General features: G+C 68.6%; 24 protein-coding genes. 12 read left to right on the top strand and 12 right to left on the bottom strand.

Annotated elements, in window-relative coordinates; translation table 11 throughout:
* Positions 1–223: 223 nt before the first annotated feature.
* Genes PARJ55_RS0108670 through PARJ55_RS24865 form a run of 6 tightly spaced genes read right to left on the bottom strand, consistent with a single transcriptional unit; the run spans position 224 to position 2,636 of the window.
* Positions 224–625, bottom strand: a complete 402-nt coding sequence (locus tag PARJ55_RS0108670; protein WP_028712672.1) for a hypothetical protein — start codon at positions 623–625, stop codon at positions 224–226.
* A gap of 3 nt (positions 626–628) precedes the next feature.
* Positions 629–763 (bottom strand): HutD family protein, encoded by a 135-nt coding sequence (locus PARJ55_RS23285; RefSeq protein ID WP_084637805.1) that lies wholly within the window; start codon positions 761–763, stop codon positions 629–631.
* A 24-nt stretch (positions 764–787) separates the two neighbouring features.
* Positions 788–979, bottom strand: a complete 192-nt coding sequence (locus PARJ55_RS0108680; RefSeq protein WP_028712673.1) for a hypothetical protein — start codon at positions 977–979, stop codon at positions 788–790.
* The gene (locus PARJ55_RS0108685) at positions 976–1,449 is read right to left on the bottom strand and encodes a DUF6644 family protein (protein ID WP_051416208.1); all 474 of its coding nucleotides are present in this window, start codon (positions 1,447–1,449) and stop codon (positions 976–978) included. Before PARJ55_RS0108685 ends, PARJ55_RS0108680 begins: the two co-directional genes overlap by 4 nt.
* A 3-nt stretch (positions 1,450–1,452) precedes the next feature.
* Entirely contained in the window at positions 1,453–1,806 is a 354-nt protein-coding gene (locus tag PARJ55_RS0108690) for a DUF6152 family protein (protein WP_028712675.1), read from the bottom strand.
* Positions 1,692–2,636 carry a TetR-like C-terminal domain-containing protein gene (locus PARJ55_RS24865; RefSeq protein WP_084648086.1) on the bottom strand — a complete coding sequence of 315 codons (945 nt, stop codon included), beginning with the start codon at positions 2,634–2,636 and terminating at the stop codon, positions 1,692–1,694. The genes PARJ55_RS0108690 and PARJ55_RS24865 overlap by 115 nt, the downstream gene beginning before the upstream one ends.
* Here PARJ55_RS24865 and PARJ55_RS0108700 point away from each other — a divergent pair.
* Positions 2,608–2,976 carry a DNA methyltransferase gene (locus PARJ55_RS0108700; protein ID WP_256380866.1) on the top strand — a complete coding sequence of 123 codons (369 nt, stop codon included), beginning with the start codon at positions 2,608–2,610 and terminating at the stop codon, positions 2,974–2,976. The genes PARJ55_RS24865 and PARJ55_RS0108700 overlap by 29 nt on opposite strands.
* Before the next feature lie 207 nt (positions 2,977–3,183).
* Here PARJ55_RS0108700 and PARJ55_RS0108705 read toward each other — a convergent pair whose 3' ends face one another.
* On the bottom strand, positions 3,184–4,137 hold the full coding sequence (locus PARJ55_RS0108705) for a LysR family transcriptional regulator (RefSeq protein ID WP_028712678.1): 954 nt from the start codon (positions 4,135–4,137) through the stop codon (positions 3,184–3,186).
* A gap of 166 nt (positions 4,138–4,303) precedes the next feature.
* Here PARJ55_RS0108705 and PARJ55_RS0108710 point away from each other — a divergent pair, with 166 nt between their 5' ends.
* From PARJ55_RS0108710 to pcaD, 9 genes are all read left to right on the top strand, one after another.
* On the top strand, positions 4,304–5,494 hold the full coding sequence (locus PARJ55_RS0108710; RefSeq protein WP_036697943.1) for a muconate/chloromuconate family cycloisomerase: 1,191 nt from the start codon (positions 4,304–4,306) through the stop codon (positions 5,492–5,494).
* A gap of 2 nt (positions 5,495–5,496) precedes the next feature.
* Positions 5,497–5,787 (top strand): muconolactone Delta-isomerase, encoded by a 291-nt coding sequence (catC, locus tag PARJ55_RS0108715; protein WP_028712680.1) that lies wholly within the window; start codon positions 5,497–5,499, stop codon positions 5,785–5,787.
* Positions 5,788–5,853: 66 nt separating this feature from the next.
* Positions 5,854–6,792 carry a catechol 1,2-dioxygenase gene (gene catA, locus PARJ55_RS0108720; RefSeq protein WP_028712681.1) on the top strand — a complete coding sequence of 313 codons (939 nt, stop codon included), beginning with the start codon at positions 5,854–5,856 and terminating at the stop codon, positions 6,790–6,792.
* A 114-nt stretch (positions 6,793–6,906) separates the two neighbouring features.
* Positions 6,907–8,265: a Rieske 2Fe-2S domain-containing protein gene (locus PARJ55_RS0108725; RefSeq protein WP_028712682.1), complete on the top strand. Its 1,359-nt coding sequence runs from the start codon at positions 6,907–6,909 to the stop codon at positions 8,263–8,265.
* The gene (benB, locus tag PARJ55_RS0108730) at positions 8,262–8,777 is read left to right on the top strand and encodes a benzoate 1,2-dioxygenase small subunit (protein WP_051416209.1); all 516 of its coding nucleotides are present in this window, start codon (positions 8,262–8,264) and stop codon (positions 8,775–8,777) included. The genes PARJ55_RS0108725 and benB overlap by 4 nt, the downstream gene beginning before the upstream one ends.
* A 40-nt stretch (positions 8,778–8,817) precedes the next feature.
* Complete coding sequence (gene benC, locus PARJ55_RS0108735; protein WP_028712684.1) at positions 8,818–9,837, top strand: benzoate 1,2-dioxygenase electron transfer component BenC; 1,020 nt, start codon at positions 8,818–8,820, stop codon at positions 9,835–9,837.
* The gene (gene benD / locus PARJ55_RS0108740) at positions 9,834–10,619 is read left to right on the top strand and encodes a benzoate diol dehydrogenase BenD (protein WP_028712685.1); all 786 of its coding nucleotides are present in this window, start codon (positions 9,834–9,836) and stop codon (positions 10,617–10,619) included. Before benC ends, benD begins: the two co-directional genes overlap by 4 nt.
* 61 nt (positions 10,620–10,680) lie before the next feature.
* On the top strand, positions 10,681–12,012 hold the full coding sequence (locus tag PARJ55_RS0108745) for an aromatic acid/H+ symport family MFS transporter (RefSeq protein ID WP_028712686.1): 1,332 nt from the start codon (positions 10,681–10,683) through the stop codon (positions 12,010–12,012).
* A gap of 62 nt (positions 12,013–12,074) precedes the next feature.
* Positions 12,075–12,869: a 3-oxoadipate enol-lactonase gene (gene pcaD, locus PARJ55_RS0108750; RefSeq protein ID WP_028712687.1), complete on the top strand. Its 795-nt coding sequence runs from the start codon at positions 12,075–12,077 to the stop codon at positions 12,867–12,869.
* 172 nt (positions 12,870–13,041) lie between these two features.
* On the opposite strand, the gene PARJ55_RS0108755 is transcribed toward pcaD, so the two are convergent.
* The gene (locus PARJ55_RS0108755; RefSeq protein WP_028712688.1) at positions 13,042–15,120 is read right to left on the bottom strand and encodes a TonB-dependent receptor; all 2,079 of its coding nucleotides are present in this window, start codon (positions 15,118–15,120) and stop codon (positions 13,042–13,044) included.
* Between the two features lie 359 nt (positions 15,121–15,479).
* Here PARJ55_RS0108755 and PARJ55_RS0108760 point away from each other — a divergent pair, with 359 nt between their 5' ends.
* A complete protein-coding gene (locus PARJ55_RS0108760; RefSeq protein WP_028712689.1) occupies positions 15,480–17,147 on the top strand; it encodes a (2,3-dihydroxybenzoyl)adenylate synthase in 1,668 nt (555 codons plus the stop codon).
* A complete protein-coding gene (locus PARJ55_RS21745; RefSeq protein ID WP_074990905.1) occupies positions 17,144–17,596 on the top strand; it encodes a chorismate mutase in 453 nt (150 codons plus the stop codon). Before PARJ55_RS0108760 ends, PARJ55_RS21745 begins: the two co-directional genes overlap by 4 nt.
* On the opposite strand, the gene PARJ55_RS0108770 is transcribed toward PARJ55_RS21745, so the two are convergent.
* The 4 genes from PARJ55_RS0108770 to PARJ55_RS0108785 are packed head-to-tail and all read right to left on the bottom strand — an operon-like array spanning position 17,531 to position 21,333.
* Positions 17,531–18,508 (bottom strand): ABC transporter substrate-binding protein, encoded by a 978-nt coding sequence (locus tag PARJ55_RS0108770; protein ID WP_028712690.1) that lies wholly within the window; start codon positions 18,506–18,508, stop codon positions 17,531–17,533. The two genes, PARJ55_RS21745 and PARJ55_RS0108770, sit on opposite strands and share 66 nt — an antisense overlap.
* A gap of 13 nt (positions 18,509–18,521) precedes the next feature.
* Complete coding sequence (locus PARJ55_RS0108775) at positions 18,522–19,556, bottom strand: iron ABC transporter permease (protein WP_028712691.1); 1,035 nt, start codon at positions 19,554–19,556, stop codon at positions 18,522–18,524.
* On the bottom strand, positions 19,553–20,557 hold the full coding sequence (locus tag PARJ55_RS0108780) for an iron ABC transporter permease (RefSeq protein WP_028712692.1): 1,005 nt from the start codon (positions 20,555–20,557) through the stop codon (positions 19,553–19,555). Before PARJ55_RS0108780 ends, PARJ55_RS0108775 begins: the two co-directional genes overlap by 4 nt.
* Positions 20,554–21,333, bottom strand: coding sequence for an ABC transporter ATP-binding protein (locus PARJ55_RS0108785; protein ID WP_028712693.1), 780 nt, complete (start codon positions 21,331–21,333; stop codon positions 20,554–20,556). Before PARJ55_RS0108785 ends, PARJ55_RS0108780 begins: the two co-directional genes overlap by 4 nt.
* Positions 21,334–21,337 lie beyond the last annotated feature (4 nt).

A 21,337-nucleotide genomic window follows, 5' to 3' on the forward strand; every position in this document is an offset into this window, starting at 1 on the left:
GATCCGCATGACGGCGAGGGCCGCCGCGGCCGCAAGGGCCAAGGGCGGCCCGGCCCGCGACTTCCATATCGCCAGACCTGATCGCCTTGCCCCGCGCCAGTCCCGCGACCCGCTGGCGGATGCGTGCGGGCCAGGCATCGCCTGACCTTCCCGATCCGCCGCATTGCGGCGCCTGCGGCCGGCGCAGCGTCGCGCGCAGATGCGACGCGCCCGCCCCGGCTGGTCACAGATACATGTGCCGGATCGTGTCGTCGCGAAGCATCTCGGCGCGGGTGCCGCCGACCGCGATCCGGCCCCGCACCAGCAGATAGCCGCGATCCGCGATCGACAGCGCAGTCTCGGCGTTCTGCTCGATCAGCAGCACGGTCTTGCCCTCGGCATGGATGCGGACCACGGTTTCGAAATATTCGTCGATGCCGGCGGGCTGGTAGCGGCGGGCGAAAAGCTCGTCCGAGATGCCGCGCAGGATCGTCTCGGCCTCGGCGGCGCAGGTCTCCAGCTCGCGCAGCGGGCCGAGCTCCAGGAAACCGTGGGCGATGGCCGGGAAGGCCTTGGGGTTCGAGCCCTGCGGATAAAAGCCCCGGATCAGCTCGCGGATCACCGTGCCCAGGGCCACGGTCGCCATCCGTCAGGATCGGCGCGCGGCATCAGCGTCGCGGTCCCCGCGGGGCGGCCAGAGCCAGATCTCATCGGTGGCGCCGGTGCCGTTCTTCCACGGCATGGTGCGATAGGTGCTGGCGGGCAGGTGCAGGGGCAGGTCCATGGGGCTTCTCTCGGGCAGGGCGGATCAGCCGCGCCGATCCAGGAATTCGATCCGCCGCGGCAGGCTTTCGGCGGACAGAAGGCGGCCTTCCGCGTCCAGCCGGACCGGCCGGGGCCGGGTGCCGTGCGGCACGCGGACCAGATACAGGCCCGCCCGCGGGCGGATCTGCGCGGGGGCAAGCCGCTGTCCGGGGTCCAGCGGCGCCGGGCGCGTCACAGAAAGCCGATCCAGCGCCCGGCCAGCAGCACCGACAGCCAGATCGCCAGCGAAAGCGCCGCGAGGATGCGGGCATCGGGGCCGGGCGCTCCGGTCTCGACCGCCTGCCGCCAGCCCTTGCCGGCATGTTGCAGGGCGACCACGGCAAGGCCGAGCGCGATCAGCGCCATTTTCCAGCGGAAGGCCGCATTCGCCAGATAATCGCGGGCCGCGACCGACCACAGGACCGGGCCGGTCGCAAGCGCGAGGCCCAGCCCCGCCCCCGCCGCGCGCGACAGGAAAGGGGCCAGCACGCGCAGCGCGCCGCTGCGGAGGATCCCGACAAGGCGCAGGTCCAGCGGGATGATCGCGCCCAGCAGCAGCGCGATTCCCAGGATATGCGCGGCGTTCACCACCATGTAGAGATGGCCGGACCGGCGCAGCGCCGCCGCCAGGGCGGTGCCCTCGGCCCAGATCGCCAGCTCCTGCACCGGTCAGTCTGCCTGGATGCGCTCGGGATACATGTCGTAATTCTGACCGTCGATCACGATGCGGACGGCCTTCATATGGGGGCTTTGGTCCTGGTTGCGATTGCCGATCACCGTGATCGCATCGCCGGGCTGCGCCGTGTCATCGGTAAAGCCCGAGCGGGCGGTCTGGTTGGGATTGCCCAGATCGACCTGCCAGACGGTGCCCTGGGCATCGCGGACCTGGATCGTGGGATGGGGCGGGTTCATCGAGACGCTCTCGATGGTTCCCTCGAGCGTGGTCTGCTCGCCCTCGGCCCATGACCAGCCGTGATGCGCAAGCATGGGTGCGCCGCTGAACGCCAGCGCCGCGGCGAACAGGAGCGAGGGAAGGATGCGGGATTGGATATGCATGTCGGACCTCTGTTTCGGATGCTGGTCGGGACTGCCGCGCGCCGGGACGGCCGCCCCTCCATGATCGGCCAGCCGGCGGCTGTTCGTGCTGACAATTGCGTGAACGGGCCATGTGGGCCGGATGATCGTGAAGCGGCCGCCCGTCCTGCCCCCGGGTGCGCGATCTGAGTGCCGGGCGGCCGGGCGGCGCGTCCAGGATCGCGCCCATCTTGTCCTGCGGCGGCAGCTTGCCCTCCTGCACCCACCAGCCGCGCGAGCCCCTCGGCGAAGTCCCGATCCAGCGGCGCATGCTTCGCGAAGGCACGGAAATAGATCGGGCCGGCATAGAGGTCGATGATCAGGTCCAGGTCCAGATCGGCACGGAACACGCCGTCCGCCCGGCCCCGCGCGATCAACTCGCGCGCATGGTTGCGGCGCGGGACCAGGAAGCCCCGGTGGAACGCCGCCATCAGCGCCTCGTCGCTCTGCGCGCGGCCCAGAAGCTCGGCGATCACCCGGCCGACCCGGCCCTGGCCGGCCTGAGAAAAGCCAGCGCGGACGGCATCGCTGTCGCCCGTGCGAGGCAAGCAGAGAACTGGGGTCTCAGCCTGGAGCTTAGGTTTTGCGTCTAACGCGTGCGCTGGTGCGCCTCCGTCTTTCTCCGATGAGGCTGCGGAATACGGACGACGTGGTCCCGAGAAAAAGAAACTGAACGCCATGAAGCACACCGCGATCGTGCCCGAAGGCTGCCACATCATGTAGGGCAATTGCCTAGAGATCATGTGCAAGATGCCCGCAGGAAGCGTCGATCTCGTCATATCATCGCCTCCTTATCATATCGGCATGAAATACCATAGCGTCGGGGACAGCAGGCCGCGCATGGAATACTTGGATTGGATGGAAGGGATCGCGGTCGAGATCCGGCGTCTCCTGCAGCCCGATGGCGCGTTGCTCCTGAGCCTGGGCTCGACGAGTGCCGACCCCGTGGATCGTGGACGATGTCAGCACGCGGTTCCGACGACACCTGGTGCCCGCCGCCGGATCAGTGCGCCTGCAATGCGGCCGGCGCTTTCGATGCCCTCGAAGATCGGCAGGGGGCTGTGCCAAATCGCCTCCCTGATCGCCATCGGGCGTCTGATGGCGGCAATTCCGGTATGAGAAGCCCCGGTGATCATTGGCGCGCTATACTGCCTAAAACGGCCCGGCAGGGCGCCGGAGCTCGGGATGGCGCGGGTCGCGTGCGCGAACTTCGGCCTTCGAAAGCCCCTGACAACATGCAGTCCAGTTGAGCAGTTTTGACACAGCCTCGACCGTGCCCTGCATTCCCTGATGGCAGGCAACGCACGGTGACCTCGGCGCAGGACCTTACGCGCGGTCCGGCCTGCGGTCGTCGGGAGGGGTTGGGCGAAGATTGTTAGCCTCCAGCCAGACCGGGTTTTCGGCATACATGTCGCGGATCAGCTGCCTGACCAGGTCGAGATAGGGCGAGGCGTCGCCGGCGCGGTGATTGAGGATGACCGGCGATGTCGCCCGCGGGCTGTCGATCAGCCGATAGCGCACGTCCGACCGCATCTGCCGGGCCGAGGAGGGGATGATGCAGATGCCCGACTCCGCCGCGACCAGACCAAGCGCCGTCTGGATTTCACGCACCTCCAGCACGTCGGCCGGGCGAATGCCCTCGTCCTGCAGCAGGTTGAGGACCTGGTCGGCATAGCTGGGCCGCGGCTCCTTGGGATAGACGATCAGCGCCTGCCCGGCCAGCGCAGCCAGCGGCAGCGGCGCGGGATCCCGCGCCAGGGGGGTGTCCTGGGGCAGGGCGGCCACCAGCCGCTCCTCGCGCAGGACGGTGCCGACGACATTCGGGTCGCTGTGCTTCAGGCGGCCGAAGCCGATGTCGATGCGGCCTTCCTTCAGCGCCGGGATCTGCTGGATCGACAGCATTTCCAGCAGCTGGATGTCCAGCTCGGGCACGTTCTGGCGCAGTTTCCTGACCAGCACCGGCAGGCCGCCGTAAAGGGTCGAGGCCACGAAGCCGATGGACAGCACCCGGTTGCGATTCAGCCCGACGCGGCGCGTCGCATCCTTCATCTGGTCGACCCGCCCCAGCACCTGCAGCGCCTGTTCGTAGAACAGCCGTCCCGCGTCGGTCAGCCTGATCGGCCGGCTTTTCCGAATGATCAGGGCGACGCCCAGCTCCTCCTCCAGCAGCTGGATCTGGCGGCTCAGCGGCGGCTGGGCGATGTTCAGGGTCTGAGCCGCGCGGGTGAAGTTCCGCTCGCGCGCGACCGCGGTGAAATAGCGCAGCTGTCGCAGATCCATGGCCATCCTCTGGGCAGGCAAGAGCAAAAACGATGATTGTTTTTGGTATTCTGTGGCGGGGTAACTGGCCGGGGGGCCATATTTTCTTCACCATAATACCTTCAGAGTATTCTTTCAAATCCAAATGGTGTTGGACAGAAAGGGGCCGCCGCCGCAATTTGGCGTCATGAACCAGTCATTCGCACCCCTCGCCCCGCGCACCGATATCCGCCCCGTCGTCTCAAGGGTCGAGACGGTGATCCTCGACCTTCCGACGATCCGGCCGCACAAGCTCTCGGTCGCGACCATGAACGGGCAGGTGCTGATGCTGGTCCGCGTCCATTGCAGCGACGGGATCGTCGGCATCGGCGAGGGCACCACCATCGGCGGCCTGGCCTATGGCGGCGAAAGCCCCGAAAGCATGAAGACCAATATCGACAGCTGGTTCGCGCCGGTGATGATCGGCCAGGACGCGACGCAGGTGCAGGCGCTCATGGCGCGGATCGGCCGGATGGTGCGCGAGAACCGCTTTGCCAAGTCGGCCGTGGAAACGGCGCTGCTGGATGCGCAGGGCAAGCGGGTCGGCCTGCCGGTCAGCGAGCTTCTGGGCGGGCGGCGGCGCGACCGGCTGCCGGTGGCCTGGACGCTGGCCTCGGGCGACACGGCGCGCGACATCGCCGAGGCGGAGCGGATGCTGGACCTGCGCCGCCACCGCGTCTTCAAGCTGAAGATCGGCGCGCGGCCCATGCGCGACGACATCGCCCATGTGGCCGCGATCAAGGCCGCGCTTGGCGACCGCGCCGCGGTGCGGGTGGACCTGAACATGGCCTGGTCCGAGGGCGAGGCCGCCTTCGGCATTCCCGCCCTTGCCGATGCGGGCTGCGAGCTGGTCGAGCAGCCGGTCGCGCAGACCGCGGCGCTGCGGCGGCTGGTGCGGCGCTGGCCCGTGGCGCTGATGGCCGATGAATCCCTGACCGGCCCCGAAAGCGCCTTCGAGATCGCGCGCCTGCAGGGCGCGGATGTCTTTGCCGTCAAGCTGGAGCAGAGCGGCGGCGCCTTCAACGCGCTGCGCGTCGCGGCCATCGCCGATGCGGCGGGGATCGGGCTTTACGGCGGCACCATGCTGGAAGGTGCGGTGGGCACGGTGGTCTCGGCCCATGCCTTCGCCTGTTTCGCCAATCTGCAATGGGGCACCGAGCTGTTCGGCCCGCTGCTGCTGACCGAGGAGATCCTGGCCGAGCCGCTGGAATACGGCGAGTTCGAGCTGACCGTCCCCGCCGGCCCCGGCCTAGGGGTGGCGCTGGACGAGGATCGCCTGGCCTTCTTTGCCCGCGACGGGATCCGCAAGACGATCAGCCTGCCCGGCGGGAGGGTGTGACGATGCTGTTCCATGTCGCCATGACCGTGAAGCTTCCCCGCGATCTGCCGGCCGAGGAAGCCGCCGGGATCATCGCGCGCGAAAAGGCCTATGCGCAGGATCTGCAGCGCAGCGGCAAATGGCGCCATATCTGGCGGGTCGCGGGGCAATACGCGAATGTCAGCATCTTCGACGTCGGCGACAACGACGAGCTGCACCAGATCCTGTCCGGCCTGCCCCTGTTTCCCTTCATGGAGATCGCGGTCACGCCGCTTCTGCGCCACCCTTCCGCCATCCGCGAGGATGACAGCTAAGTCCCAACGGGCAGGTCCGGGGAAGCCTGTCCGCCCAGTTTCCAAGCGAATCCAGGAGGAGAAACCATGACCGTCAAGATTTTCGACCGACCCGATGTGCAGGAGTTCCTGAAGGAACTCAGCGGGTTGAACAACGACAAGGGCGAGCCGCGCATGAAGCAGATCGTGCATCGGCTGATGTCCGACCTGTTCAAGGCCATCGACGACCTGGACATCACCCCCGACGAATACTGGACGGGCGTGGCCTGGCTGAACGATCTGGGCGCGGCCGGGCAGGCCGGGCTGGTCTCGCCGGGCCTGGGGGTCGATCACTTCATCGACGAGCGGCTGGACGCCATCGACGCCTCGCTGGGGATCGAGAACCCCACGCCGCGCACCATCGAGGGGCCGCTCTATGTCGCGGGTGCCCCGGAATCCGTCGGCTTCGCGCGGCTGGACGACGGCACCGACACCGACGGCCACACGCTGATCATGCACGGCACGGTCCACGGATCGGACGGCAAGCCGCTGCCGGGCGCCAAGGTCGAGGTCTGGCACTGCGACACCCGCGGCTTCTATTCGCATTTCGACCCGACCGGCAAGCAGGCGCCCTTCAACATGCGCCGCACCATCATTACCGACGATCAGGGCCGCTACAAGTTCCAGAGCATCCTGCCCAGCGGCTATGGCGTGCCCCCCGGCAGCCCGACCGAGGCGCTGCTGTCGGCGCTTGGCCGCCACGGCCAGCGGCCGGCGCATATCCATTTCTTCGTCAGCGCCGACGGCCACCGCAAGCTGACCACGCAGATCAATATCGAGGGCGATCCGCTGATCGACGACGATTTCGCCTATGCGACCCGCGAAGGGCTGGTGCCGCATGTCGTCGAGCGCACCGACGAGGACAGCATCCACGCCAACGGCTTGAACGGCCCCTTCGCCGAGATCGAATTCGACATCCACCTGACCGCCCTGGTCGATGGCGTCGACAACCAGGCCAATGAACAGCGCCGCCGCGCTGCCGCCTGACCGATGCTCTCGGGCGGCCGCCGCAGGCCGCCCCCCCTTCCGAACCCGATCAACCATCACCGACATCTGGCAGGGGCCGGCCCGCGAAAGGCGCATCCCCTGGGAGGAAAGCTCATGTCCGCGATCATCGAGAAGGCACGCGACCTGGATCAACTTCTGGCGACGGCCGTGCAGGACGACAAGGAGGCCGGCCTCTACCGCTGCCGCCGCGACATCTTCACCAACGAGGACCTGTTCGCGCTGGAGATGAAGCACATCTTCGAAGGCAACTGGGTCTATCTGGCGCATGAAAGCCAGATCCCCGAACCGAACGACTATTACACCACCTGGATCGGCCGCCAGCCGGTGGTCATCACCCGCGACAAGACCGGCACGCTGCACGCCGTCATCAATGCCTGCGCCCACAAGGGCGCCATGCTGTGCCGCCGCAAGCAGGGCAACAAGGGCAGCTTCACCTGCCCGTTCCACGGCTGGACCTTTTCCAACACCGGCAAGCTGCTGAAGGTCAAGGACGCCAAGACGACGCAATATCCCGAACAGTTCGGCAAGGACGGCTCGCACGACCTGACCCGCGTCGCCCGGTTTGAAAGCTATCGCGGCTTCCTGTTCGGCAGCCTGAATGCCGATGTCGCGCCGCTGGAGGAGTTCCTGGGCGAGACCACCATCATCATCGACCAGATCGTCGATCAGGCCCCCGAGGGGCTGGAAGTCCTGCGCGGCAATTCCTCCTACATCTATGACGGCAACTGGAAGCTGCAGATGGAGAACGGCTGCGACGGCTATCACGTCAGCACGGTCCACTGGAACTATGCCACCACCATGGACCGGCGCAGCGAGACCGGCACCAAGGCGGTGGACGCGAACAGCTGGTCGAAGTCCGTCGCCGGCGTCTACGGGTTCGAGAACGGCCATATCCTGCTGTGGACCAACACGAAGAACCCCGAGGTCCGGCCGGTCTGGAACCGCCGCGAGGATCTTGTGGCCCGGCTGGGCGAGGAGAAGGCCGGCTTCATCGTCAACCAGACGCGCAACCTCTGCCTCTATCCGAACGTGTTCCTGATGGACCAGTTCAGCACCCAGATCCGCGTCGTCCGCCCGCTTTCCGTGGACAAGACCGAAGTCACCATCTTCTGCTTCGCGCCCAAGGGCGAGTCCGCCGAGGACCGCGCCCATCGCATCCGCCAATACGAGGATTTCTTCAACGTGTCGGGCATGGGCACCTCGGACGATCTTGAGGAATTCCGCGCCTGCCAGACCGCCTATGCCGGCAGCCTCGCGCTGTGGAACGACATGTCGCGCGGCGCGCCGCTGTGGATCGACGGGCCGGACGAGAACGCCCGGCGCATGGGGCTGAAGCCGCTTCTGTCCGGCGAACGCAGCGAGGACGAGGGGCTGTTCGTCTGCCAGCACGAATATTGGGCCGGGGTGATGCGCGACGCGCTTGCCGCCGAGAAAAGGGGGGCCGCGGCATGAGCCTGGATCACGACACCGCCGGCACCAGCCTGGGCTACGACGCCATCTGCGCCTTTCTCTATCGCGAGGCGCGCCTGCTCGATGACCGGCAATGGGACGAATGGCTGACCTGCTATGCGCCCGACGTCACCTACTGGATGCCCGCCTGGGACGACAACGACCAGATCACCGAGGATCCGCAGTCGCAGATCTCGCTGATCTATTACCCGAACCGCGAGGGGCTGGAGGATCGCGTCTTCCGCATCAAGACCGAGCGTTCGGGTGCCTCGACGCCCGAGCCGCGCACCAGCCACGCCGTCCTGAATGTCGAGGTGGTCGAGGACCGGGGGACCGAGGTGGATGTCCGCTACAACTTCCACACGCTGAACCACCGCTACAAGGTCACCGACCAGTTCTTCGGGACGATCTTCGTGACCCTGCGACGGACCGGCGACGGGCTGGCCATCGTCGCCAAGAAGATCGTCCTGAAGAACGACTATATCCGCCAGGTCATCGACGTCTATCACGTCTGACCGCCGCCGGACCCCGCACAACCGCAAGGAGGAGGCGACCATGTGCTACCGCATCGCATTGAACTTCGAGGACGGGATCACCCGCTTCGTCGATTGCAAGCCGGGCGAGAAGGTTCTCGACGCCGCGTTCCGCAACAAGATCAACCTGCCGATGGACTGCTCGGACGGCGTCTGCGGCACCTGCAAGTGCCGCGCCGAAAGCGGCGCCTATGACATGGGCGAGGACTATATCGAGGACGCCCTGACCGAGGACGAGGCCGCCGAGGGGCTGGTGCTGACCTGCCAGATGGTGCCGTCCTCGGATTGCGTGCTGTCGGTGCCCACGACCTCGCAGGCCTGCAAGACCGGCCAGCAGGTCTTCGCCGCCACCGTGGCCAGGATCGAGCCGCATCAGGACGCGGCCGTGGTGCTGGAGCTTGACGTGGAGGACGCCCCCGCCTTCCTGCCGGGGCAATATGTCAATATCGGCGTGCCGGGCAGCGGCGATCACCGCTCCTATTCCTTCAGCTCCGCTCCGGGCGAACGCACCTTGGGCTTCCTGATCAAGAAGATCCCCGGCGGGCTGATGGGCGGCTGGCTGGCCCGTGCGCAGCCGGGCGAGCGGCTGGAGCTGACCGGGCCGATGGGCAGCTTCTATCTGCGCGACGGCGACGGGCCGCTCGTGTTCCTGGCGGGCGGCACCGGCCTTGCGCCCTTCCTGTCGATGCTGGAGGTCCTGGCCCGCGCCGGGTCGCAGCGCCAGATCCACCTGGCCTATGGCGTGACCCGCGACCTGGACCTGGTGCTGGTGGATGAAATCGCCGCCTATGCAGGCCGGTTGCCGAATTTCACCTTCACGAGTGTCGTGGCCGATCCCGCCTCCGCCCATCCCCGCAAGGGCTGGGTGACGCAGCACATGCCGGGCGACATGCTGGCCGCCGGCGGGGTCGATGTCTATCTGTGCGGCCCGCCGCCGATGGTCGATGCCGTGCGTAACTATCTGGATGAAAACGGCATCCGCCCCGCCAGCTTCCATTACGAGAAGTTCACCCCCAACGCGCCCCTGAAGGCCATCGCATGACCGGGGCCGTCTTCGCCGGGCGTTTCGCGGGCAAGGTGCTGGTCGTGACCGGGGCCGCGCAGGGCATCGGCCGCGCCGTGGCGCTGCGCGCGGCGGCCGAAGGGGGGCGGGTGCTGTTCGTGGACCGCGCCGATTTCGTGGCCGAGGTGGCGGCCGAAGCGGGCGGCGGTGCCGCCGCCTTCACCGCCGACCTGGAGACCTGGGACGGCGCCGAGGCCGCGATGCGCCATGCGGCCGAAACGTTCGGCGGCATCGACATCCTGATCAACAACGTGGGCGGCGCGATCCGCATGCGGCCCTTTGCCGAATTCGAGCCCGCCCAGATCGACGCCGAGATCCGTCGATCCTTGATGCCGACGCTCTATTGCTGCCGGGCGGTCCTGCCGCATCTGGCGGCGCGCGGCGGCGGCACCATCGTCAACGTCTCCTCGAACGCCACGCGGGGCATCCATCGCGTCCCCTATTCGGCGGCCAAGGGCGGCGTCAACGCGATCACGCAATCCCTGGCGATGGAGCTTGCGGCGCAGAACATCCGCGTGGTCGCCACCGCCCCCGGCGGCACCGAGGCGCCGCCGCGCCGCATCCCGCGCAATGCCGAGGGCGACAGCCCGGCCGAGCGGCAATGGATGGCCGAAGTCGTGGAACAGGTGACGCAATCGGCCCCGATGAGGCGCTACGGCACCATCGACGAACAGGTCGCGCCGATCCTGTTCCTGGCCTCGGACGAGGCATCCTACATCACCGGTTCCGTCATGCCCGTCGCCGGAGGCGACACGGGATGAGCGCCGCCGGAGGCGACAGCGGCTGACCGGGCTTTCAAGCGAAAAACAAGGGAGGAACGACATGCGAAACATAGATGTCAGCGAGGCGATAGACCAGGGTCCGTTCGGCCGCTTCCAATGGATGGTGGTGGCGCTGTGCGGCACGCTGCTGGTCGTGGACGGATATGATGTCTTCGTGGCGGGCACGGTGCTGCCCACGCTGATCGCGGAATGGGGCCTGACCAAGCCGCAGGCCGGCGCGCTGCAGGCCTGGGCGCTGTTCGGGATGATGTTCGGGGCGCTGATCCTGGGCCCGCTGGCCGACCGGATCGGCCGCAAGAAGGGCGTCGCGATCAGCTTCGTGCTGTTCACCGCCTCGACCGTGCTGACCGGCTTTGCCACCTCGCCCGAGCAGTTCAAGATCTTCCGCTTCATCGCCGGCCTGGGCTGCGGCGGGCTGATGCCGAATGCCGTGGCGCTGATGAACGAATACGCGCCCAAGCGCCTGCGCGGCACCATGGTGGCGCTGATGTTCTCGGGCTATTCGGTCGGCGGCATGGTCGCGGCGGGGCTGGGCGTCGGGCTGATCCCCTCCTTCGGCTGGCAGCCGATGTTCTTCATCGCCGCGGTGCCGCTGCTGCTGTTGCCGCTGGTGCTGTGGAAACTGCCGGAATCGCTGGGTTTCCTGATCCGTCAGGGCAGGCAGGACGAAGCGCGGCGCATTTTTGCCCGCATCAATCCGGCCACCCCGCTGGCGGCCGATGACCAGCTGGTCTTCACCGAGACCAAGGGCGCCTCGGCATCCGTCGCCGAGCTGTTCCGCCACGGCCGGACGCTGCGCACGCTGATGCTGTGGCTGTCCTTCTTCTGCTGCCTGCTGCTGGTCTATCTGCTGTCGTCGTGGCTGCCCAAGGTGCTGCAAGAGGCCGGATATGCGGAACGGGCGAGCCTGCTGTCGCTGTTCTCGCTGAATTTCGGCGGCATGGCGGGGGCGATCGCCGGAGGGTGGCTGGGCGACCGCTTCGGCCTGCCGAAGGTGGTGGTCGCCTTCTTCGCCGCCGCCGGGGCATCCATCGCCCTGATCGGCTTCAACCCGGCGCCGGCGATGCTGTTCCTGCTGGTCTTCGTCGCGGGGGCCACGACCATCGGCACGCAGATCCTGCTCTATGCCAGCGTGGCGCAGCTTTATAACCTGTCGGTGCGCTCGACCGGGCTGGGCTGGGCCTCGGGCATGGGCCGGATCGGCGCCATCGTCGGGCCGACCCTGGGCGGGGTGCTGCTGGCGCGGGAATTGCCGCTGGAGCAGAACTTCCTGCTCTTCGCGATCCCGGCGGCGGTCTCGGCCCTGGCGATGCTGGTCTTCGCGCTTGCCAACGGGCGCGCCCGCGACACGGCGCGGCTTGCCGCCGCCTGACGATCCCTGCAACAAGGCGCGCGGCCCCTCGCCGCGCGCCGCATACCGATGAAAGGCCGCCCATGCCCTGCCTGGACCTGCCCACGCACCGGCTGCACTACCGCATCGACGGCGATGCCGGGGAAAAGCCGTGGCTGACCTTCTGCAATTCCCTGGGCACCGACCTGCATATGTGGGACGCCCAGATCGAAAGCCTTTGCCGGGATTTCCGCATCCTGCGCTATGACCGCCGCGGCCATGGCCGGTCCGGCGCGCCGTTGCCGCCCTATGGCCTGGCCGATCTGGGCGGCGACGTGATCGCGCTGTGGGACGCGCTGGGGATCAGGCGCAGCCATTTCTGCGGCCTGTCCATCGGCGGGCTGACCGGGCAATGGCTGGCGATCCACGCGGGCGCGCGGCTGGGGCGCGTGGTTCTGTGCGCCACGGCCGCCCGGATCGGCACCGCCGAAGGCTGGAACGCCCGCATCGATGAGGTCAGGGCAGGGGGCCTGGGCAGCCTTCTTCCCGCGACGGCGGAACGCTGGTTCACGCCGGGCTTTCGTGCGGCCGATCCGGCCAGCGTCGCGGCGATCCTGGCCAGCTTCGCCGCCACCTCGGTCGATGGCTATGCGGGATGCTGCGCGGCGCTTGCCGGGGCGGATCTGCGCGGCCGGCTTCACCAGATCGCCAATCCGCTGCTGGCGATTTCCGGGGCTGATGATCCGGTCTGCCCGCCGGCCGAACTGGCCACCATCGCCCGAGAGGTGCAGCGTGGACGTCACCTGTCCCTGCCGGGGCGGCACATCGTGAACCTGGAATCGGCGGCGCGGTTCGACACCGTCCTGAAGGATTTCCTGACCGCAGCACCTTGGCGGTGAGAATTCGGCTCAACTCCACCGGTTCATCTTTGTAAAACGCACCGGCCCAAATGCCGGTGCCCTTGTCCGGATCGCTGCCGTTCGCGTCGAATTGCGCCTGACAGCCCGGCGGTGCGGCCCGGGCGCCGGCCAGAAGCGCCTGGGCCATGTCGAACTCGCCGGACCTTTTACGTCAGAAGGTCACCTTCAGGCCGATGCCCACCTCGCGCGGTTCGACCACGGTGGCCTCGAAGCCGCCGATCGAGCGGCTGGCCCGCAGATAGGTCACCGAGCGGTCGTCGAACAGGTTGTTGACATAGGCGAAGGCCTGCAGGTTCTCGCGCGGTTGCCAGGTCAGCCGGGCATTGGCCACGGTATAGGAATCGACCCAGGTGTCGCGGTCCTCGTTGTCGTCGGAATAATAGCCGTCGGTGTGGCGCAGCTGGCCGCTGAGCCGCCATTCTGGGGTGATGTCCCAATCGGCCGCCAGCGAAAGCGTATAGTCCGGGGACCGGCCGAAGCGGTGGCCCTGGTAATCCGCCGCCGCGCTGGTGAAGCGGCTGATCTCGGTATGCACCAGGCCCAGCCCCGCCTTGACCCGCAGATTGTCGCGCAGCAGATAGTCCATCCCCAGTTCCAGGCCATAGGACTTGGCGCGCTCGGCATTGACGGTGATCGAACTGCCGATGTTCTCGGGCAGGCTGGTCACGACATAGCGCTGCGCATCATGGAGCTGGGTGTAGAACAGGTTGCCGGTCAGCTCCAGCCGGTCGTCGAGCAACCGGGTGCGGCCGAAGATCTCGTAGTTCCACGAGGTCTCGGCGTCGAAGGGCACGTATTCCCCGCTGGTCAGGTTCAGCGTCACCCCGCCTGGGTTGTAACCCTTGCTGATCATGGCGCCGATGCGGGTCGATGCGTCCAGGTCATAGGCCAGCGCGATCCTGGGCAGCCAGGCGTCGAAGCTTTCGTCGTAATCCAGCACGTTCGGGGTAAAGCTCGACACGCCGCGCCGGGTGATGTCGTCGCGCTGATAGCGCAGCCCGCCGGTCAGGCTCCAGCGGTCGGCAAGGCGCCAGGTGGTTTCGGCGAATATCCCCAGGCTGTCCTTGCGGTCGTCATAGGTGGTGGTGCCGCGGTAATCCAGAAGCTCGTCCGAATCGGTGCGCGAGACGAACAGTCCCGCTACGCCGCTGAACTGGTCTTCGGGCGTCCCGAAGGTTACGCGCGTCTCGTTCGAGGTCACGTCCTGATCCAGGATCGCTGTGCCCGCGCTGACCGGCTCGGTCGAGCGTTTGACCCAGATGTCGGAATATTGCAGCTGGTTGAACAACGTCCAGCCATTGCCGAATTCATAGCTGACATCAAGGATGGTGGTGTTCGTGCGCAGCCGCCAGCTGGGATTCGAGGCGGTGGCGCTTTCCAGATCCTCATAGGGCTCGGTCGCGGCTTCCCAGTTCGGCCGGTTGGTCAGGCTGTGCGAGAAGGTCAGCTTGCCCTCGAGCCCCGGGATCTCCTGCGGCTGCCACAGCAGCTTGGCGCGGATGGTGCGGGATTCATGATTCTGGTCGGTCGAGCCCACCGCGAAGGCGGGGTTGGTATAGTCGATGTAATTGTCGCGCGCCCAGTAGTCGACGGCGATGCGCCCGGCCAGATCCTCGGACAAGGGCCCCGAGGCCATCAGGCTGGCGCGGCGGCGGTTGTGGCTGCCATATTCCAGCTGCGCGGCGCCCTCGGGCTGGAAAGTCGGATCCTTGGTCTTGACGATGATCGCCCCGGCGATCGAGTTCGCGCCTTGGGTCGCGGTCTGCGGGCCGCGAAAGACCTCGATCGACTCGACATCCCAAAGCGCCTGGCTGCCCCAGACGATCTCGTTATAGCCCAGGTAATGCCCGTCCAGATTGAAGGCCAGCCGCGGGGCCGTGCCGCCGAAGAAGGCCACCGCGCCGGAATTCGGGCCCTCGCTGTCCTGCCCGCGGATGGTGGGGGCGCCGCCTTGGCCGCCCGAGGCGACATAGGTCACGTTGGCGATGCCCGTCGCCGCATCGGCGATGCTGTCCTGCCCGCCGCTCTCCTCAAGGTCGCGCGTGGTCAGGACGGCCACCGAAGAGGCGGTATCCTTGATGCTGCGCGCCTGCTTTTCGCCGGTCAGGACGATTTCGTCCAGCCGCACCGCCTCGGCCATGCCCTGATTGTCCTGAGCCAGCGCGGGGGCCGTGGCCAATGCCAGCATGGCGACCGTGCCAAGCAGCACCGGGATTTTACGTCCATTCATCTCCAAACCCTATCCAGATCTACTGCGGGCTGGCGAATGCTGGCTGCCATTTGCGATTCCGTCCCGCCGGCGGGAAACCGCCGAGCGACAGCGCCGGGTTAACCGATTGACAAGGCTCGGGGCAAGGGGCGGCGGCGCCTGGGAATCCAGGGCGTGACCCCTGCGCCACAACCTGCGCCGCAGGATCACTTTACACCCATCTGCAGTTGTGCGACAGTAATCCGATAAAAAAGATAAGATACCGTGCGTTCAGCCCTCCGCCAGTCGTCACGGTCGGGATTTCGGCGGAGCGGACATGGTCCTCCCTATCAAGGAAGATTTGCCCACCCTTCGCCAGCGGATTGCGAAAGGAGATTGCTGTGGCAGATCACGCTCTGGACTGGCAGGCCCGCTGCCCGTTCTGGCCCCGGGACGTTGCTGACCGTTACCGCGAGGCCGGGATCTGGCGATACGAGACATTCTTCGACCTTCTGGCGCGGCAAGCCGGGCGGCTGGGTCGGCGGATCGCCCTGATCGACGGAGAGCGGCAGATCGGTTACGACCGGTTGCACCGCGATGCGCTGGCATTGGCGGGCGGGCTTTCGGCGCTGGGACTGGTCCGCGGCGACCGGGTGGTGGTGCAATTCCCCAATTGCGGGGAATTCGTCACGCTGTTCTTCGCGCTTTGCCGGCTGGGGGTCGTGCCGGTGCTGGCCTTGCCCGGGCATCGCGACCTTGAGCTTGGCCAGTTTGCCGATTTCACCGGCGCCCGCGCGATCCTGACGGCGCAGGAGCCCGAGGGGTATGACATGGTGGCGCTGGCCCGGCGGGTGCAGGCCAAGGTTCCCTCGGTCCGGCATGTGGTGGTGCTGGGCGACAGCCGGGACGCGACGCCCTTCGACAGCCTGTTCCGTCCCGATCTCCCGTTGCCGGCCGGTCCCAATGCCGAGGACGTGGCCTGCTTCCAGATCTCGGGCGGGACGACCGGCGTGCCCAAGCTGATCCCGCGCCGGCACATGGAATATCTTTACAACATCCGCATGGCGGTGGCGGCCAGCGGGCTGGACGGCGATACGCGCTATCTGTGCGTGCTGCCGATGATGCACAACTTCCCGATGGCCTGCCCGGGTTTCCTGGGCACGCTGCAGGCCGGGGGCACGGTGGTCGTCGCAGCCGAGCCCGAGGCCGGGATCTGCTTCGACCTGATCGCCCGCCATCGCGTCACGATGACCGCGCTGGTGCCGCCGCTGGCGCTGCTGTGGCTGGATGCGCAGGCCGGGCTGGGGGCGGACCTGTCCTCGCTGCAGCTGCTGCAGGTCGGCGGCGCCAAGCTGAACCCGTCCAGCGCCCGGCGCATCCGGCCGGAGCTGGGCTGCCAGCTGCAGCAGGTCTTCGGCATGGCCGAGGGGCTGGTCTGCTTCACCGCGCTGACCGACAGCGAGGAGCGTATCGTGAACACCCAGGGCCGGCCCATGTCGCCCTGGGACGAGCTGCGCATCATCCGCCCGGACGGGCGCGAGGCCGCCATCGGCGAGCCGGGCGAGCTGCAGGTCCGCGGCCCCTACACGATCCGCGGCTATTACGACATGGCCGGGCACAATGCCCAGGCCTTCACCGCCGACGGCTTCTATCGCTCGGGCGACATCGCGCGGCGCGACGCCGACGGCGCGATCACCGTCGAGGGGCGGGCCAAGGACCAGGTGAACCGGGGCGGCGAAAAGATCGGCGTGGACGAGGTCGAGGATCTGCTGGTCGCCCATGCCTCGGTGCTGGATGCGGCGGTGGTGGGGCGGCCCGATGCGCTGATGGGCGAAAGGCTTTGCGCCTTCGTGCTGGCCGCGCCGGGCACCACGCCCCGGCCGGGGGCGTTGCGCCGCCACCTGGCCGAGGCCGGGATTGCCGCCTTCAAGATCCCCGACGAGGTGATCGTGCTGGATCGCTTTCCGCAAACCGGCGTCGGCAAGGTCAACAAGCGCCAGCTGCGCGAGCAACTGCGCGAGGCGCATTTCCCCGATCCCGTCGCCGCCCGGCAGGAGGAGCGTGCATGAGCCCGGCCGTCGTGGCGCCCGAGGATCTGGCGCCGGACCTGGTCCCGCCGGAAGCGGTGGCGGGGCTGGGCGACGTCCGGCGCGGCATCGACCTGATCGACGCCCGCATCGTCGGGCTGCTGGGGCTGCGGCTGCGCTATGTGCTGGCCGCGGCGGACTTCAAGCCCGACATCGCCTCGATCCCCGCGCCGGAGCGGGTGCGGCAGATGCTGGACGAACGCGCGGCCTGGGCCGCCGAGGCGGGCCTCGCCCCCGATTTCATCGGCCCCCTGTTCGGGCAGGTGGCGGAATGGTTCATCCGCCAGCAGGTGGCGCATTGGCGGGCCTGCCGCGCAGAGCGGCCGGCCGCAGACCGCCGGTCGTCGGCCCCGGCGCCCTCGCCGTCAGCGCGGCCCCCCGGCCAGCCAGCCCTCGACCGCGTCGAGCGTGTGCATGGCGCTGGCGACTGAAGGGCTGGTGACCCTGGCGGAATCCAGGAACACCACCCGCCCCTCGCGCGCCGGGGCCATGAAACGGTCCCAGCCGGGCGAAAGCCGGTCCAGCGCCGCGCGCGCGGCCGCCTCGTCCCGCGCCGGGGCGGCGAAGCTGGTCATCACCAGCAGCAGGTCGGGGTTCAGGCCGGCCAGGCTTTCGGCCCCGACGGGCAGGATCAGCATCGAGCGCGACTGCCGGGTCGAGCCCTCGCCGGCGATCTCGGCCCGGCGATAGCCCAGGTCCTCCAGGGCCTGCACCGCGCCGGACATGCCGGCCACGACATTGGCCTGGTCGGTCAGCATGACGATGAGATAGGTCCTTTCCCCCGGCGCCTTGGGCAGGCGATCGGGAAACCGGCCGCGCAATCCGTCAAGCCGGGCCTGATAGGCGGTCCTGAGTTCGCGAAAGCGGTCCTCGCGATGCAGGACGCGCGCCAGCTCCTCCTGCACGCTGAAGCCGTGGGCGGTCGCGCCGCTGCTGTTCTGCAGATAGACCGGCGCCGCCTGGGACAGGGCCTTGGCCTTGCCGGCATCGTAATCGGTGCCGATGATCAGGTCGGGCCGCAGCGCGCGCAGCTTTTCCAGGTTGATGCTGCCCACCGGGCCGATCCCGGGGATCGGGTCGGCATCCTTGGAACGTCCCAGCATCTCGTGCAGGAAATCCACCGCGGTCAGGCTGGAGCCGTCGTCGCCCCGGCCGTAGATTCCGACGACCGGCACGCCCAGCTCGATCAGCGGCACCGCCAGCACCGGCTCGTGCAGCGCCACGACGCGCTGCGGGTCGTCGGGGATCCGCACCTGCCGCCCCGTATCGTCGGTCACCTCGGCGGCCTGTCCCGTCCCGATGGCGGCCAGCGCCACAAGGGCGGTCATCAGCAATCGGCGCATCTCGTCCTCCTTTTCAGCTTGAACTCATCCGCAGGAACAGCCGCATCCGCATCGCCAGCACGAAAAGCGGCGCGCCCAGCGTCACCAGGACCAGCCCGACCGGCAGGCCGATATCGGTGCCGGCGTTGCGCGCCAGCATGTCGGCCGCCGTGACCAGCAGCCCGCCGGTCAGCGCCGCCAGCACCAGACGCGCCCGGCCCGAGGCGGGCGACAGCGCCGCCGCCAGCTGCGGCGCCATGACCCCGAGGAACATCAGCGGCCCCACCGCCGTCAAGGCGGCCGAGCTCAGCAGCACCGCAACGATCAGGACCGCCACCCGCGCCCGTGCCGCATCCAGCCCCAGCGCCATCGCCATGGGCGCGCCGAGGTCGATCAGCCGCAGCGCCCGGCCAAGCAGCAGGATGGCGATCGGGCTGGCGGCGAACCATGGCGCCAGCATCGTCACCCGCGGCCAGTCGGCCAGGGCCAGCGACCCGGCCATCCAGCCGGCCAGCGCATGCGAGGTCTCGGGCGGGGTATAGAGGACCAGCACCGCCGTCACCGCCGAAAGCGTCGATTCCAGCGCAATGCCCATCAGCAGCACGGCCAGCCCGCCGGCATGGCCGCGGACCAGCGCCAGCAGCAGCGCCGCGACCGCAAGGCCGCCCAGCAGCGCCGCGCCCGGCAGCCATGCCGGCGGCAGGCCGGGGGCCAGCACGGTCAGGACCATGATCGCCACCATCGCGCCCTGCGACAGACCCAGCAGGCCCGGATCGGCCAGCGGATTGCGGGCCAGCGATTGCAGCATGGCGCCGGCCAGCGCCACCGACCAGCCCGCCATGAAGCCCAGAAGCAGGCGCGGCAGCCGCACCTGGTAAAGCGCAAAGGCCTGATCCGCATCCAGCGGCGCCAGCAGGTCCAGCCGCGTCTCGCCCCAGGACAGCGAAACCGCCCCCAACCCCAGGCTCGCCAGCGTCAGGGCCAGCGCGGCGGCCAGATTCGCCAGTCCGATCTGCATCCCGCCCGGCAGGCGCAGCACGCGACGGCCGTCCAGGGCGCGGCTGCTCATGCCTCGGCTCCGCGCAGGTAGAAGCGGCGCACCATCAGCATGAAGGCGATGCCGCCCAGAAGCTCCAGCACGACGCCGGTATGCAGCGCCAAGGGGGCAAGCGCCATGCGCGCGATCAGGTCGGCCAGCAGGCACAGGCAGGCCCCGGCCAGGGCACAGCCCGGCAGCAGCGCCCCGAAGCGCGCGCCGGTCAGCGGCCGCACCAGATGCGGCACCACCAGTCCCAGAAACCCCAGCGGTCCGCAGATCGCCACCGCCGAGGCCGAGGCCAGCACCGCCGCCCCCAGCGCCAGAAGTTGCGTGCGCGCCACGTCGATGCCCAGCGAGGCGGCCTTCTCGGCCCCCAGCGCCAGCAGCGACAGCCGGCGGGCCAGCAGCAGCATCGCCGCCATGCCAAGCGCCGCCAGCCCCCAGAAATCCGCCAGCCTTTCGGCATGGACATGGCTGACATTGCCGCCCAGCCAGCCCAGGTAATCCTGCCGCAGCGCCGGATCGGACAGCAGCAGCGCCTGCGTCAGCCCGCCCAGGAACATCGAGACGATCGCGCCGGACAGGATCAGCGCCAGCCCGCGCGGATCATGCGCATGGCCGGCCAGCCGCGCGACGCCGAGGCTGGCCAGAAAGCCCAGGCCGCCGCCCGCCAGCGCGGCCGATCCCTGCGCCCGCGGCTCCAGCCCCAGCAGGAAGGCGCCGGCCACCACCGCCAGCGCCGCCCCGGCATTGATCCCGACCAGCGAGGGCGAGGCCAGGGGATTGCGCAGCACGCCCTGCAGGACCGCCCCCGACATGGACAGCGCCGCCCCGGCCAGCATGGCGATCAGCGCGCGCGGCAGGCGCTGGTAGATCACGATGACATCCGCCTGCCGCGTCTCGTCGAAGCGGGTCAGCGCGGCCCATATCCCCGAGGGCGGGATCCAGCTTTCGCCCGCCGACAGGGCCAGCAGCAGGCAAAGCGCCAGCGCCAGCGCCAGCGTCGCAAGGACCGGAAAGCCGCGCCTCATGCGCTGGGCTCCGGCAGGGCGGGCAGGCAGATCCGCCGCCCCTCGTGGCGGATGACCTGCGCGTCCAGGTCGAAGACCTCGCGCAGGTTCGCGGCGTTCAGGACCTCGGCCACCGGCCCCGAGGCGCGGGCCTCGCCCCCCGACATCATCACCACCTCGTCGGCGAAGCTCAGCGCCAGGTTCAGGTCGTGCAGGACCGAGACCACCGTGCGGCCATGGCGCCGCGTCAGGTCGCGCACCAGCCCCAGCAGGGCATATTGATAGGTGACGTCCAGGTGGTTCACCGGCTCATCCATCAGCACGACGGGCGTGTCCTGCGCCAGCACCATGGCGATGAAGGCGCGCTGCCGCTGGCCGCCGGACAGGGCGTTGACCGGCAGATGCGCCTGATCCTGCAGCCCGACGATGCGCAGCGCCTCGCGAAACAGCAGCCGGTCGCGGTCGTCCGGCCCGGCGAAAAGCCCCTGCCGGGCATGGCCGCCCATCTCGACCAGCTCGCCCAAGGTCAGGTAGTCGGGGCAATGGTTCTCTTGCGGCAGCCAGGCGATGCGCCGTGCCAGCGCCCGGCGCGGGATGCGCGCCATGGGCACGCCGTCCAGCGTGACGCGGCCGGCCTGGGGACGCAGAAAGCCCATCACCGCCCTCAGCAGCGTCGATTTGCCGCAGCCGTTCGGCCCGACCAGCGCGGTGAAGCGCCCCGGCGCGAAGCTGGCGTCCAGCCCGCGAATGACCGGCTTTCGGCCATAGCCGACCGTCAGGCCCTGGATGCGGATCACGTTT

This window comes from Paracoccus sp. J55, from assembly GCF_000513975.1.
Lineage (GTDB): Bacteria > Pseudomonadota > Alphaproteobacteria > Rhodobacterales > Rhodobacteraceae > Paracoccus.